The sequence below is a fragment of the Candidatus Baltobacteraceae bacterium genome, assembly GCA_035502855.1.
In the GTDB taxonomy this organism is placed as follows: Bacteria; Vulcanimicrobiota; Vulcanimicrobiia; order Vulcanimicrobiales; family Vulcanimicrobiaceae; genus Aquilonibacter.
In genome coordinates this window covers 182,986-196,496 of the sequence record DATJTX010000024.1, presented here as the reverse complement: position 1 = coordinate 196,496, position 13,511 = coordinate 182,986, and the positions used below count along the sequence as shown (strand labels likewise).

Genomic DNA, 13,511 nt, shown 5'->3' with positions numbered 1-13,511 from the left:
CTCCGGGTGTGACACCCCTCCCCCGCTCGCAGTTCGACGTAACGCAGCGCTACATCTATCTGAACCATGCCGCGACCGGCATCTTGCCGCGACGAACGCATGAGGCGTTGTCGGCATTTCTGGAGGCTCAAGCCTGCGAAGGCGTCGTGGGAACCGCGCGGTACGAGATGAAGATGCCCGCGTACCGCGAGCACGTCGGCCGTTTCATCGGAGCGAGCGGCGCGGAGATCGGCATTCTCCGCAACACGAGCGACGGCGCCAACGTCATCGCACAGGGGCTGGACTGGCGCCGCGGCGACCGCGTCGTGCTCTGCGACAACGAATTTCCGGCGAATGCGATTCCTTGGCTCGCGCTGCGCCGGCATGGCGTCGAGATCGATCTCATCGATACCGCGCGCGAGCGCATGACGCCCGACGTATTACGCGAAACGATGACCGGGCGAACGCGGGTCGTGACGGTTTCGTGGGTTTCTTTTGCCGACGGGTATCGCCACGATCTGGCGGGCCTCGCGACGGTTGCGCACGAACGCGGCGCGATTTTGTGCGTCGACGCCATTCAAGGCCTTGGCGCCTTTCCGCTCGATGTGGGCGCGCTCGATATCGACGTGCTCTTCGCGGGCGGCCAAAAGTGGCTGCTTGCGCTCCAAGGCGTGAGCTTCGTGTACATACGCGCGAACCTGCTCGATCGCTTGGCGACCGGATCGCCCGGCTGGCGCTCGGTGGCCGACATCTGGGATTTCCTGAATTACGATCAGCCGCTCAGCCGGGACGCGCGCCGCTTTGAGGGCGGCACGCCGAACTTCGCCGGCGCGCTTTCGCTCGACCGGTCGATCGGCGTGATCGAAGAGGCGGGAACCGATGCAATCGGCGCCCACGTCCTCGCGCTTACCGACCACCTGGTGGAGGGTCTGCGCGCGTGCGGCGCCAACCTCCGCTCGCTGCGAGGACCCGGTATCTCCTCCGGCATCGTGACGTTTACGCTTCCGGGCGTCGACCCCGTCGCGCTCGGACGCGCGTTGCAGTCGGAAGGCATTGTAACCACCTGGCGGCCCAGCGGAATCCGCGTCTCGCCGCACGGGTACAACACGCACGACGAAATCGATACCGTACTGCGACTCGTGCCCGAACGCGCCCGAGCGCTCCCAGCATAGAGGGCTACCATGGTCGGACTGATACTCGCTGCGCATCTCGTCGCCACCGCGCCGACCACGCAAATCGCGCCCGGCACCTACACGTACGAGGCGATGCTCGCCGGCGCGAAGGTTGGCACGTCGACGCTGACCGTCAAGGATCTGGGCGGATCGATCGAGATCGACGAGCAGGCTAGCGGCGCGATGAGCGGTTCGACCGCTACTGCAAACTCGACCCTGCTCTTGGGTGCCGATCTCGCCCCGGTCAGCTATCGCCTGAACGCCACCGACGATGGATCGCCGCTGCGCGATTCAGCGACGATCGACGATACGACCGCCGACGTCACCAACGTCCACGGCACGAAGCAGTCCTTCGATCTTCCCGCCAGCGCGAAACATTTCGTGGTCGTCGATTTCGGCAGCTTCGCCGGATTCTTGCCGCTGCCGGCGCAAATGCGCGCCTGGGATGATGCGGTGGTCTACGCGGTCGTGCCGTCGATGGGCCGAACCGTCACGCTTACACCGCAATCGTCGACCAGCGAAGATCGTCCGACCGACGTGCCCGCGGGCGACGCCTCGATCTCGTTCGGCGGCGAAGCACCGTTCACGGTGTGGTACGATCCTTCGACCAACGTGCCCGACGAAATCGACTTCACCATGCAAGGGTTAACGGTCACAAGACAGCGTTAACAGGGAACCTGCTGTCGAATCTGACCTGCGATGAGCGAAGCGAATCGCGACTTTAGACGGCAAAGCTTCAGCTTTGACGGATAAAGTCTAGTAACCGTTGTCCTTCACGAACGACGGCGCCATCACGGCGTCGACCATGCCGTGGATCAGCCGTTTGTCGGCGGGTGCGATCGTCGCCAGAATGCCGCCGAGCTGCACGGTCGTCTCGCTCGTCACGAAATAGTAGGGACAGAGCCTCACCCGCCCGTCGAACATCCGGATCTCGCCTTCGGTGCGATCGAGGTACGGCATGCGAATGCGTTTGCCTTTGTGGAAACGCTGCAGGATGTACGGTGTGCGATCGAATGAGCGCAGCGCGTCCTCGAGCGCGGCCGTCCACTCTTCCTTGGTCAGATCGTTCGCGATCTTCACGCCGCGCGATCCCCACGCGAGCTCCGAAAAACCCGACGGCTTGACCACGTAATCGCGCTCGCTCTTACCCAGATCGAGCAGCGCGCGCCAATTGCCGACGGGTTGCCCGTGTACTTCGAGTCCCGCGATTACGCCCTGCGGGGGTAGCGGACGCGGATCGAGCACCCATGTCTTCGGAAAAATTGCCGAGAGACGAGCGAAGATCGCCGCTCCGTCGCGGCCGAGTTCGCCGCGCCAGAGCGCGGCCAGCGCGGGATGGTGGAAGAGGGCGAAGGAGAGTTTCTCTTCGAGCGGCGCTTTGGGTGGCGGCACCATCAGCACGCGATTGTGCCGTGCGGCGTAGAGCATCAATTCTTGCTTGGGCACGTTGAGCAAATCGAAGAGCTCGAAGTTGCGATAGATGGCGTCGAGTTTTTCTTCGCGCCCGTCCTCGAGCCGTACGAAGAGCGCTTCTTCGGTGAAGATCACGTCTTGCGGCGCGCAGACGAATGCTTTCACCTCGCCGATCCGGCGCACCGCATCGGCCAGCCAGCGAAGTTCGGTGCGATAGTCGCCGGACTCGTCGGAGACGACGATTGCAACGGTTGGGTGCGGCGTGCGGCTTGCGTAAGCGAGCATCGCGCCGAACGCGCGCGGGATGCCGTCGACGCCGCCGATGGACTCGATTCCGGCCTTGCAATACGCTTCGGTCATCGCCCCCACGAAGCCCATACCGCCGGGGATGCTGTCGAGCTCGGAGGCAATGAAGCCGTCCTCGGTCATCAGCAGATCGGGCCGAATGACGCCGGGGATGTCGGGCTTGAAACGGTTTTGCCGCGCGAGGCGCACGATGTGTTCGGGCTTCCCCTGGTCCAGATATTCGGCGATAAAGGCCGGCGCCGTGCCCCGCGCGCTGCGATTGTAGAGATTGTTGAGCGCCCGGTAGAAGGCGAGGAGGTCGCGGCCGATGCGTTCGATTTCGGTGACGGTCTTGGGCGACAATGCGAACGGCTCGGGGCTGACGCGCCACGGGATTCGCTCGCTGTCGTCTTCGGTTCGGAAGAGGCCGGGCGGAATCGCGTCGTGGATGAATTGCGCTTGCTCGCGAGCCGTGAGGTTAGGCACTTGGGCCGAACAGGGCATGATGAAACTACTCCGAGGGTCGAGCGCCGTCGGGAATCTTGGAACGGTTGAACGCTATGTATCTGCGCCGCACCTTTTTCCTAAACGCAGGGCCGCCCCGGGCGGTTGCGTTGCCCGCCGTCCGGCCGCTTCGTGGAGGGCCGGGTTGACGCCTCGCGCTATGCTGGGGATGGTGCCACCTATCCAGCTCATCGCCCTCGATCTCGACGGTACACTCCTCGATTCTTCCGAAACGATCTCCCAGGCTAACCGCGAGGCCATACGGGGAGCGCGTGAGCGCGGTGTGCGGGTCGTCCTCGTTACGGGCCGAGGCAGCGACGCGCCGCTGGGCTTCGCACGGGAACTCGGGCTCACCGATCCCGTAATCTGCGCACACGGCGCGCTCACCAAGGATTGCCCGAGCGGCCGCGAGCGCCGGCACATCGCGATTCCGCGCGAGTACGCGACGGCGCTGATCGAGTTTGCGCAGACCGAAAACCTCGACGCGGCGGTCTACACCGACGAGCGCTTTCATCGCCTCACGGGCGCACCGCGCTACATGGACGACATGGTGTCGCCGGCGTGGGTCGAGGTGCCGAACCTGATCCCGCTCGCCGAACGCGACTCGACCTTCATCCGATTTTTCGGCCGCACCGCGGTCGATGCGATAACCGCGCGCTTTGCCGGTATGCCTGTCCACTTCAAATACGAAACGTGGGGCGAGTTCGAAGAGCTCGCGATTACCAGCGAAGAGGCGACGAAGGAACGCGCGCTCGCGCAGTTGTGCCGCGATCTGCGCGTCGCACCGGCGGGGGTGCTCGCAATCGGCGATTCGCGCAACGACGTGCCGATGCTGCGCTGGTCGGGGATCGGCGTCGCGATGGGCAACGCGTTGCCCGAGGTGATCGAAGCCGCGCCCTACGTCACCGCCAGCAACGACGACGACGGCGTGGCGCGCGCGATCGAACGGTTCGTGCTCGATCCGCCCGAACGGGAGCAGCGCAGCGCGTGACCGAGGGAGCGCCGAGCCCGGAGTACGAGGCGCGGCTGCGTGGGATCTTGAGCGCGCGGGACTGGCAGGGATTGCGGGAATTCGCGCGCACCGAGAATCAGGTCGCGGACGAGATCTACTCCAAAGACCAGCACTTTTGGGAAGTCATGCTGCACAAGCTGATCTGCAATCGCATCGACATGTTGAGCGAGCACGCACAGGCGCGCGACTGGCTGACGCAGCGCGGTTACACCACCGACATCGGAGGATATTGATCGCCGCGATGACGGTTCGAGTGCGTGCGTTCGCGCGGATGCGCGAGTTACTCGACGAGGGAGCGTTTGATTTGCAGCTGCCCGAAGGTGCTACGGTGGTTGACGCGTGGGAAGCGCTGCGCGCCCGCAACCGCAAGATCGACGCGCTCGCCTCGAGCACCCGCATCGCGCGCAACGGCCGCGTCGTCGCATTGATGAGCGAGCGCCTCGCTGACGGTGACGAGATCGCGCTTCTCCCTCCGGTTGGCGGCGGATAACCAAGCGCCATGGCCTTGTTTGCCATCCTTCGGGATGCGATCGATCCGCGCGCGCTCGAAGCATCCGTGCGCACCGACGCCTGCGGGGCGATCGTGACGTTCCTGGGCGTCGTGCGCGGCAGCACGAGCGAAGGGCGCAGCATCGTCGGACTCGAGTACGAAGCGCACGAAGCCATGGCGCTGGCCGAGTTCGCGGCGATCGCATCCGAAGTGGGCGAGCGTCACACCGGGGTGCGGTTGGGCATCCTGCACCGGGTCGGAGCGCTGAACGTCGGCGAAGTCTCCGTTGCCGTGTGCGCTGCCGCACCGCATCGCCGCGAAGCGTTCGAAGCCTGCGAGTACGCGATCGAAGCACTCAAAGCGCGCGCCCCGATTTGGAAGAAAGAGGCCTACGCCGACGGCGGTGACGCGTGGATCGTCAACAAACTGTAGCCCGAAGAAGCGTGGGTATCGACCTCATCCGCGTGCACGCGCAGCACAACGACGTGGCCGTGTTGACGTACGAGCCGCGACGGCCGCGCAACGTGAGCATCGTTGCCGGCCACGGCTATTCGTCGAGCAAGCACAATTTGGATCTGCTCTGTTACTTTCTTTCCGCGCAGGGGTTTCGAGTCTACAACCTCGATTTTCCAGGTCATAAACTCGGCGCCAGCGGCGGTGAACTCCGCGGTATCGAAGACTGCGTCGATGCAATGAACGCGGTGGTCGCCCGAGCGCGCGAAGACGCAGACGTGTCGCTCTACACGCTCGGTCACAGCATGGGCGCGATGACCGCGCTCTTCGTCGCGGCCGCGGATTCTTCGATTGCGGGCGCGGTCTCGATCGCGACCGGCTACGGTTGGTCGCCGGCGGTCTCCTCGCTGCTTGCAGCCGCGTCTACCGACTTCCGTTCTTCGTACGTCGACGGTGTCGAGCTGCCGGTGCTCTTCGCAGATGCGCAGGCATGGTATGCGCGGCTTTTACCGCAGCTGGCGGGACGCCCGGTCTTGTACATCGCCGCCGCGCGCGATGCGATGGTCTCGCTCTCGACCGTTCGCGAGCTCTACGACCGAGCCCCCGAGCCCAAGAGCTTTGTGACGATCGAAAGCGATCACACCTACGCGGGCGAACACGCCAAGGGTGAAGTGTTGCAATGGCTGAACCACCGGCACCCACGCGCCTAACGCTGGCTGGAGGACCCGAACTGCGGCGTTACAGCCGCCACCTGCTGATTCCACAGGTCGGGCTGGCGGGCCAGGAACGCCTGCGCAGCGCGCGCGTGCTCGTCGTGGGCGCGGGCGGCTTGGGTTCGCCGGTGCTGCAATATCTCGCCGCCGCCGGCGTCGGCCGCATCGGCGTCGTCGACGACGATACCGTCGACGAGACGAATCTGCAGCGGCAGACGATCTTTGCCACCGCCGATATCGGAAAGCCAAAGGCGCAGGTTGCGGCGCAGTATCTGCACGCACTCAATCCGCTGATTGCGATCGATCCGATTCCGGTGCGCTTCGATACGGGCAACGCGCGCGAGTTGGTGCGGCTCTACGACGTCATCGCCGATTGCACCGACCGCTTTTCGATCCGTTATCTGATCAACGATGCGTGCATGCTCGAAGGCAAGCCTGACGTCTATGCCTCGATCTTTCGTTTCGACGGCCAGATCAGCGTCTTCGGATATCGCGACGGCCCGTGTTACCGTTGTCTCTACGCCGATGCGCCGCCGCCGGATTCGGTGCCGACCTGTGCGGAGGGCGGAGTGCTCGGGGTGTTGGCCGGACTCGTCGGCACCTGGCAGGCGAACGAAGTGCTGAAATTGTTGCTCGGTATCGGTGAGCCGCTGGCGGGACGACTGCTGCTGGTCGAGAGCCTGAGCGCGCGTACGCGCGAGGTGCGCTTCGCGCGCGATCCGTCTTGCGCGCTCTGCGGCGAGGCGCCGACGATCTTCGACGCGCTCGAATCCACCGTCGACGAGCTGCGCGACGAAGCCGATCTGGAGCCTGCCGAGCTCGACGACGCGCTCGCCGACGCGGTCTTGCTCGACGTGCGCGAACCGCACGAAGCGGTACTCGGTCTCGTCGAGGGCGCGCTGCACATTCCGGCTTCGCAGCTCGAGGAACGAATGCACGAACTCGATAGTGCACGGCACTACGTGGTCGCCTGCCGGGTCGGAGCCAAGTCGCATTGGGCGGCTCGCCGGCTGCGCGACGCCGGGTTTACTCGCGTCCGGCACCTGCGCGGCGGCCTGCTCGCCTACGCCGCGGCGCACGACTCGTTCGACTTCTTTTAGGCGCCTGGCATAGCTGGCACTCTATTGACGAGACTGCCAAAACTTCGCTACCATAGAGGTGGACGCCGGCTTCGATTGCTCTGCCCGGCGCGATTGAGAGGAGGCTATGACGATTTCAAATACGCCCGGCCGCACCCGCACCCCCAGAGTTGAAGGGCAAGCCGCGCCGTTAGCGATTTTCCGTGAGCTCTTTGGGTTCGATCCGTTCCCCGAAGCCTGGTCGATGGGCGCCGAGTACGGCGTCTCGCGGACGGAAAACGGCTACGAGGTCGAGATTCCGGTTCCCGGCTTCGCGCCGAGCGCGATCGAGATCACCCTGAAAGAAAACGTGCTCACCGTTTCCGGCAAGAGCGAAAAGCGAAATTTCTCGCGCTCGCTGATGATCCCGGAGGACGTCGATCCCGAGGGCATCAACGCACACGTCGAAAACGGCTTGCTGACGCTCGCGCTCAGCCGCCGTCCGGAAGCTCAGCCGCGAAAGATTCAAATATCGGTCGGGGACGCGGTAAGCCACAACTAAGGGAAGCAGCATTGCGATCGAATCCAACGCGCACCCGCACTTGCGGGTGCGCCTTTTGTATTGCCGAAGCGTGCAGCGTGCAATACAAACCGTTTGGGCCGACCGGCTTGGAACTGCCGGTCATCGGTCAGGGAACCTGGGACATGCCCGAAGGCGGAGCGCAAAAAGCCGAAGCGATTCGTGCGATTCGGCGCGGCATCGAACTCGGCATGACGCATCTCGATACGGCCGAGATGTACGGTTCGGGTGCGGTCGAGCGCCTGCTCGGTGAAGCGATTGCCGGGATTGCGCGCGAGCGCGTGTTCGTTACCAGCAAAGTGCTGCCGAGCAACGCGAGCTACAAGGGCACGATCGACGCCTGCGAACGCAGCCTGCGCAATCTGGGCCTAGAGTATCTCGATCTTTATCTGCTTCACTGGCCGAGCAGCGTGCCGTTGCGCGAAACGATGCGCGCGCTCGGCGACCTCGTGCATGCCGGTAAGGCGCGATTCGCCGGCGTCAGTAATTTCGACGTCGACGAGATGCTCGAGGCACGCGAATTGCTCGGCGAGATCCCGCTCGCGTGCAATCAGGTGCTCTATCATTTGCGCGAACGCGGAATCGAACGCCGCCTGATTCCGGCGGCGCGGGCAGCGAACGTTGCCATTGTCGCGTACACGCCGTTCGGCCGCGGCGCTTTTCCGAAAACGTCGAGCCCCGGAGGCGCGGCGCTGGCGCAGGTTGCCGCCAAGCACGGTGCGAGCGTGCGGCAAGTGATCTTGGCCTTCCTCACGCGCGATCGCAGTGTGTTCACGATTCCCAAGGCCGCGACGGTTGCACACGTCGACGAAAACGCTGCGGCCGGCGATTTGCGCTTGGATGCAAGCGACGTCGAGGCGATCGACGCGGCGTTTCCGGTTGGGCGCGAGGGGCCGCTCGCGACGCTGTGATCGGCGATCGCGCCGCGATCAAGCGGCTTGCCGTCGAACGCGCGAAGGCAATGGGCGCGGGCGAAGTACGCGTGGTCGATGCGCGCGACGATGCCGAAACGCGAGAGCGAATGCGCGCGGCGTTCGAACGCGGCGATTTCGTGACGTGGGGCTACGGCGACGACTACGCGCGCACCGCGGCCAGCCCGCAACACGTGCTCGCCGGCGCGCGCAGCATCGTGTGCATTGCGATTCCCTATGCGACGCCTGCGCCGGCGCGCCCGCCGCTGCACGGACGCGTCTCGAACTACGCCTGGTCGCTCGACTACCACCGCCGCGTGCGCGCGCTGCTCGCCGACGTGGCGGGCGCGATCGATCGTGCCGCGGGCGCACCGGTAACCGCCATCGCGTGCGATACCAAGCCGATCGCCGAACGGGCATTCGCGGCGCGCGCCGGGCTGGGCTGGATCGGCAAACACACCAATTTGATCTCGCCGTCACACGGATCGTTCGTCTTCTTGGGTGAGATCGTCACGACGCTCGAACTCGAAAGCGACGCGCCGCTGCGTAAGACGTGCGGGAGTTGCGTACGCTGCGTCGAGGGTTGTCCCACCGGCGCGCTGCGCGGCGACTACACGATAGACGCGAGCCGCTGCATTGCCGACTTGACCCAACGAACCGATCCGATTCCGCGTGAACTTCGCGCCCTGATCGGCGACTGGGTGTGGGGCTGCGACATCTGCCAGATCGTCTGTCCGCCGACGCAGCGAGCAGGGACGCGCGGCAGTCCGGCGTTCTTGCCGCACGAGCGCTCGACTGCTGCCCCTGCGCTCACAGAACTGCTCAAGCTTCGCAGCGGAGAATTCAAACGGCGTTACGCGCGCACCGCAATGGGATGGCGCGGAGCCGCGGTGCTGCGGCGCAACGCGGCGATCGCGCTCGGGAATGCGCTCGACCGCTCGAGCGTCCCCGCGCTGACGGACGCCGTGCGCGGCGATCCGCACCCGATGGTACGCGGCGCGGCGGCGTGGGCGCTGGGCAGAATCGGCTCGCCACCCGCGATCGAAGCGCTGCACGAATGCGAACGCGCCGAACCCGACTCCACCGTCCGAGAGGAAATCACCGCGGCACTGTTATGAAACTGTTCGTTATTCTGCTCGCCGATCTGCTCGCACGGATGGCCGTCGTCAATCCCGGTCTGCACAGCTACTCGGCGACGATGCACGCCCACGTTGCGCTCTCGACCTTCCCGTTTCTCTCGACCGACATCGTGGCGACGTACTATCACAAGGATCCCGACCTGGATAAACTGTCGATCACGAGCGGCTTACCGGTTGTCGCGCAGGGCTTCTCGCAGCTCTATCCGCACATCGTCCCTCCCTCGCGCTGGGGGCTGGTCTACGTCATCACCAAAAGCTCGGACGACGGCAAGACCGCGACCTTCACGCTGGTCCCGCGCAAGAACGGGAACGTCGTGCGCGTCGAAGCGACGGTCGACGATGCCTCGGCAACGGTCCGTTCGATGCGTTGGGACTACGCCAACGGCGGCTGGGCGTCGATGAACGAGCATTATGGGCTCGTGCAAGGGAATACCGTGGTCGTGTCGCAGACCGGTCACGTAGACGAGCCGAACTACAAGGGTGACATCACCGCAACCCTTTCGGGGTATCAGATGAATCCGAACCTTCCCGACGCGCTGTTCACCCAATAGAGCATGCAATCCACGGTCGACCTGACGCGCGAACTCTTGGCCGACGCCTTCAACCGGCCCATCACCTATTTGCGCGTTTCGGTCACCGACAAGTGCAATCTGCGCTGCGTCTACTGCATGCCCGAATCCGGCCTTCCCTGGCTGCGGCGCGACGAATTGCTTTCCTACGAAGAGATCGTCGAGATCGTGCGGGCCGCGGCGCAGGCCGGCGTCCGGACGATTCGTCTGACCGGCGGTGAGCCGCTCGTGCGGCGCGATCTGCACCGCTTGATCGCGGGGATCGATGCAATCGAGGGAATCGAAGACATCGCGCTCTCGACGAATGCGGTTTTACTCGAAGAACAGCTCGACGCGCTGCTCGCTGCCGGACTACGCCGCGTGAACATTTCGCTCGACACATTGCGGCCGGACCGTTTCGAACGGATCGCGCGCCGGCCCGGACTCGATAGCGTCCTGCGCGGCGTCGACGCCGCAATCGCCGCCAACCTCGCACCGGTGAAACTGAACTGCGTGGTGATGCGCGGCGAGAACGACGACGAGATCGCCGCGTTCGCTGCGCTCACCCGCGAGCGCGCCGTCTACGTGCGCTTCATCGAGGTGATGCCGGTTCACGAAAACCTCGAATTGCAGCGCGATCAGTATGTTTCTTCGGACGAGATCCTCGAACGCGTGGCTGCGGTCGAACGCATCGAGCCGGTTCCGGGTCCGCCCGGAAACGGGCCGGCCCGCTATTTCGCCTTTCCCGGCGCGCCGGGCGCCGTGGGCGTGATCAGCCCCCTCTCGCACGATTATTGCGAGCGCTGTAACCGGGTCCGGCTCAGCGCCGACGGGCGGCTGCGCCTCTGCCTCTTCGGCGATCAGCACGTCGATCTGCGTACGCCCCTGCGGGCCGGCGCCTCGACCGCGGATCTGGCCGACCTGCTGCGCGCGAGCATGGCGATCAAACCCGAACGCCACCACCTGCGGCTCGGCGAGGCTAGCTCCCGCCTCCGGGCCTTCTCCGAAATCGGCGGCTGATTTTGCCCAGCTCGTCGTCAGCGAGTCCCTCATTTGCTAGAGCAAACTTCGGGGCTCGCTTCCTCGATCTGGACGAAATCTCGTCACAGGGCCTGGTAGACTGGCGTTAATGGGCAAAGGGGGACCCAACAGCATGGAGGAGGTCTGCCTCACCACGCAATCGGCGGCCGGCGTACAGCTTCGGATCGAAGCGCTCGTGCGCGAATATCAGACGAAGCTGGCGCGCTACCTTCGGCGCATGGTCGGCGATAGTGAGCTTGCCCTCGATCTGACACAGGACGTGTTCCTCGCCGCCTATCGGACGCTGCAACGCGACCCCGAGCGTCCGCTGACCGCGGGGTGGCTGTACAAGACCGCGACCAACGGCGCGATCTCGCACCTGCGTCGCAAGAAGATCATTCGCATGCTTCCGCTCGACCGCGAGAGCGACGATCGCTCTTGGCGGATCGACGAGCGCAGCGCAGCGTCGGTCGATCTGCAAGCGGCGATCGCGAAGCTGCCGCCCGAACAGGCGGCTGCGGTCTTGCTGACCAGCTATGCCGGGTACTCCTCGAGCGAGGCCGCAACGATTCTCGGGACCTCGCCGGACGCGGTTCGCCAGCGCGTCTGCCGAGCAATGAAGATCTTACGGTCGGTGATGACGGAGCAATCGTGAACAACCAATGTACGCGCGCAGAGATTCTCGCCGGAGCGATCGCGCTCGGTGAGGCCGGCGCGCAAGAGCGCGACGAATATCGCGGGCACATCGCATCGTGCCCGGCGTGTTTGCGCACGCTCGGCGGCGAACGCGAAATCGAGCGCGTCATGGCGATCGTCGCGCAGGCGCGCGAGAGCGAGACGTGGGAACCGCTTGCGCGGCGCGCGAGCCGGCGTTCCCGGACGTTGCGAGGTTTCTGGGGCGCAGCGGCGGTGCTTGCCGCGGCGCTCGTCGTCGCGTTCGGCGCGCGCGCGCTCATCGCGACCAATCCCAAGACGGTTGCCCGCGTAACCAAACCGGCGACCGTGGCGCGTGCGCCGGTCGTTCACGTTGCGCTGGAGAAGCCGGCTCCTGCCGCGGCGGCTACCCCGCCGCGGGTCGCGAAAGTCGCGCCACGCCGGCGTGCTATCGTCGTCGTCCACAACGTCGTCACGCGTCGCGGCAACGCGCTCACGCAGACCACGACCACGCAAACGACCGAAGTTGCCGATGCGGCGGTGCCCCAAATGACGGCGCCCGCGTCGAACGTGCCGATCTGGCGGCGCGGCGAAGCGATGCCGTCGCAGCATGTCTCGGCAGCGCAAGTCAAGCCGGAACCGGTGCTCAGCGGACGAGCCGAGTCGATCGCGGTGGCACCGATGACGGTGGTGCGCGACGTGGTGCCGCTCGGCGGCGACGCGGCGATCGTTCCGCACCCCACACGGCTGGCGATCGAAGAGGACGCGCAAGGAACGACGGCGTTCGAAGTGATGGTCGACGAGCGCGGCGCACCGACGAAGTGCACGATCACGAAGTCTTCGGGTTTTCTCGTGCTCGACGTGGCCGTGTGCAAGGCGGCGATGGCGGCGCGCTACAGTCCGCGCACGCTAAACGGAAAGGCGACGGTCGGCATCTATCGCGACGCGTTCACCTTCCGTGCGTCGGACATTGAGCCGAGCCCGCTGCCCGCAGCCACACCGCGGTAACTAGGGAAGCTCTGCTTCCCTAGTCGATCGATTTGCGGAAGAAGGCGAGCATCTTCTCCGCTTCGGGCATGATCCGGAACTCTTCGAATCCCCAGCTCTTGGCCTGCGTGATGCCGCGCGAATTGTTCATCGAGATCAAGAAGGTCAAGGTTTTGACCTTGCGCTTCATCGCCAGGCGCTGAACCTCGCCGACGAGTTCGGTTCCGACTTCCGGCGGAGCGTTGGGCCGCAGGCGCAGACTCTCCATCATTGCGACGTCCATGCCGTTGGCGGCCTCGGGATCGTCGTATCCGATCGGCAACTTGAAGACGAGTTGAACCATCCCGAGTAATCCGGTTTGATCCTCCGCGACCAAGATCACGCGCCGGCCGGCTTTTTGTTCCCCCAGACACATCGTCATGCGCGCGGTCCACGATTCATTCCGCGAGGGCGCACCGGTAAGCACGCCCTCTTTTGTAAGGCGTTCGATATCGCTCGTTTGCGCGAACCGCAAGAAGATCCGTCGGGCCACGTCGCCTTTCGATTCCGCTGTGGGGAGAACGGGCCCTCTCAGACGAAAACGCCCGCCCAGC

General features: G+C 65.0%; 17 protein-coding genes. 15 read left to right on the top strand and 2 right to left on the bottom strand.

All coding sequences use genetic code 11. The features are described 5' to 3' along the window. Nucleotides 1-8: 8 nt before the first annotated feature. Together VMF11_09960 and VMF11_09955 are read left to right on the top strand one after the other, a co-directional pair. Nucleotides 9-1,151 (top strand): aminotransferase class V-fold PLP-dependent enzyme, encoded by a 1,143-nt coding sequence (locus tag VMF11_09960; GenBank protein ID HTU70632.1) that lies wholly within the window; start codon nt 9-11, stop codon nt 1,149-1,151. Between the two features lie 9 nt (nt 1,152-1,160). Further along, on the top strand, nt 1,161-1,820 hold the full coding sequence (locus VMF11_09955) for a hypothetical protein (protein HTU70631.1): 660 nt from the start codon (nt 1,161-1,163) through the stop codon (nt 1,818-1,820). Nucleotides 1,821-1,907: 87 nt separating this feature from the next. On the opposite strand, the gene VMF11_09950 is transcribed toward VMF11_09955, so the two are convergent. Next, entirely contained in the window at nt 1,908-3,353 is a 1,446-nt protein-coding gene (locus VMF11_09950; protein HTU70630.1) for a hypothetical protein, read from the bottom strand. 169 nt (nt 3,354-3,522) lie between these two features. On the opposite strand from VMF11_09950, the gene VMF11_09945 reads away from it, so the two are divergent. The 13 genes from VMF11_09945 (at nt 3,523) to VMF11_09885 (ending at nt 12,939) form a co-directional block, all read left to right on the top strand. Next, the gene (locus VMF11_09945; GenBank protein ID HTU70629.1) at nt 3,523-4,344 is read left to right on the top strand and encodes a Cof-type HAD-IIB family hydrolase; all 822 of its coding nucleotides are present in this window, start codon (nt 3,523-3,525) and stop codon (nt 4,342-4,344) included. Continuing rightward, nucleotides 4,341-4,598, top strand: a complete 258-nt coding sequence (locus VMF11_09940) for a hypothetical protein (GenBank protein ID HTU70628.1) — start codon at nt 4,341-4,343, stop codon at nt 4,596-4,598. The genes VMF11_09945 and VMF11_09940 overlap by 4 nt, the downstream gene beginning before the upstream one ends. A gap of 8 nt (nt 4,599-4,606) precedes the next feature. Next, nucleotides 4,607-4,855, top strand: coding sequence for a MoaD/ThiS family protein (locus tag VMF11_09935; GenBank protein HTU70627.1), 249 nt, complete (start codon nt 4,607-4,609; stop codon nt 4,853-4,855). A gap of 9 nt (nt 4,856-4,864) precedes the next feature. After that, the gene (locus VMF11_09930; protein ID HTU70626.1) at nt 4,865-5,287 is read left to right on the top strand and encodes a molybdenum cofactor biosynthesis protein MoaE; all 423 of its coding nucleotides are present in this window, start codon (nt 4,865-4,867) and stop codon (nt 5,285-5,287) included. 11 nt (nt 5,288-5,298) lie between these two features. Next, nucleotides 5,299-6,018, top strand: coding sequence for an alpha/beta fold hydrolase (locus VMF11_09925; protein ID HTU70625.1), 720 nt, complete (start codon nt 5,299-5,301; stop codon nt 6,016-6,018). Continuing rightward, entirely contained in the window at nt 5,988-7,121 is a 1,134-nt protein-coding gene (gene moeB, locus VMF11_09920) for a molybdopterin-synthase adenylyltransferase MoeB (protein ID HTU70624.1), read from the top strand. The genes VMF11_09925 and moeB overlap by 31 nt, the downstream gene beginning before the upstream one ends. 106 nt (nt 7,122-7,227) lie before the next feature. Beyond that, nucleotides 7,228-7,641, top strand: a complete 414-nt coding sequence (locus VMF11_09915) for an Hsp20 family protein (GenBank protein ID HTU70623.1) — start codon at nt 7,228-7,230, stop codon at nt 7,639-7,641. A 77-nt stretch (nt 7,642-7,718) separates the two neighbouring features. Then, nucleotides 7,719-8,570, top strand: a complete 852-nt coding sequence (locus VMF11_09910; protein HTU70622.1) for an aldo/keto reductase — start codon at nt 7,719-7,721, stop codon at nt 8,568-8,570. Next, nucleotides 8,567-9,688, top strand: a complete 1,122-nt coding sequence (gene queG, locus VMF11_09905; protein ID HTU70621.1) for a tRNA epoxyqueuosine(34) reductase QueG — start codon at nt 8,567-8,569, stop codon at nt 9,686-9,688. Before VMF11_09910 ends, queG begins: the two co-directional genes overlap by 4 nt. Further along, entirely contained in the window at nt 9,685-10,260 is a 576-nt protein-coding gene (locus VMF11_09900; protein HTU70620.1) for a hypothetical protein, read from the top strand. Before queG ends, VMF11_09900 begins: the two co-directional genes overlap by 4 nt. Before the next feature lie 3 nt (nt 10,261-10,263). Continuing rightward, nucleotides 10,264-11,277 carry a GTP 3',8-cyclase MoaA gene (moaA, locus tag VMF11_09895; GenBank protein HTU70619.1) on the top strand — a complete coding sequence of 338 codons (1,014 nt, stop codon included), beginning with the start codon at nt 10,264-10,266 and terminating at the stop codon, nt 11,275-11,277. 133 nt (nt 11,278-11,410) lie between these two features. Then, entirely contained in the window at nt 11,411-11,932 is a 522-nt protein-coding gene (locus tag VMF11_09890) for an RNA polymerase sigma factor (GenBank protein HTU70618.1), read from the top strand. After that, nucleotides 11,929-12,939 carry a TonB family protein gene (locus VMF11_09885; protein ID HTU70617.1) on the top strand — a complete coding sequence of 337 codons (1,011 nt, stop codon included), beginning with the start codon at nt 11,929-11,931 and terminating at the stop codon, nt 12,937-12,939. Before VMF11_09890 ends, VMF11_09885 begins: the two co-directional genes overlap by 4 nt. Before the next feature lie 19 nt (nt 12,940-12,958). Here VMF11_09885 and VMF11_09880 read toward each other — a convergent pair whose 3' ends face one another. Next, on the bottom strand, nt 12,959-13,450 hold the full coding sequence (locus VMF11_09880) for a hypothetical protein (protein ID HTU70616.1): 492 nt from the start codon (nt 13,448-13,450) through the stop codon (nt 12,959-12,961). Nucleotides 13,451-13,511 lie beyond the last annotated feature (61 nt).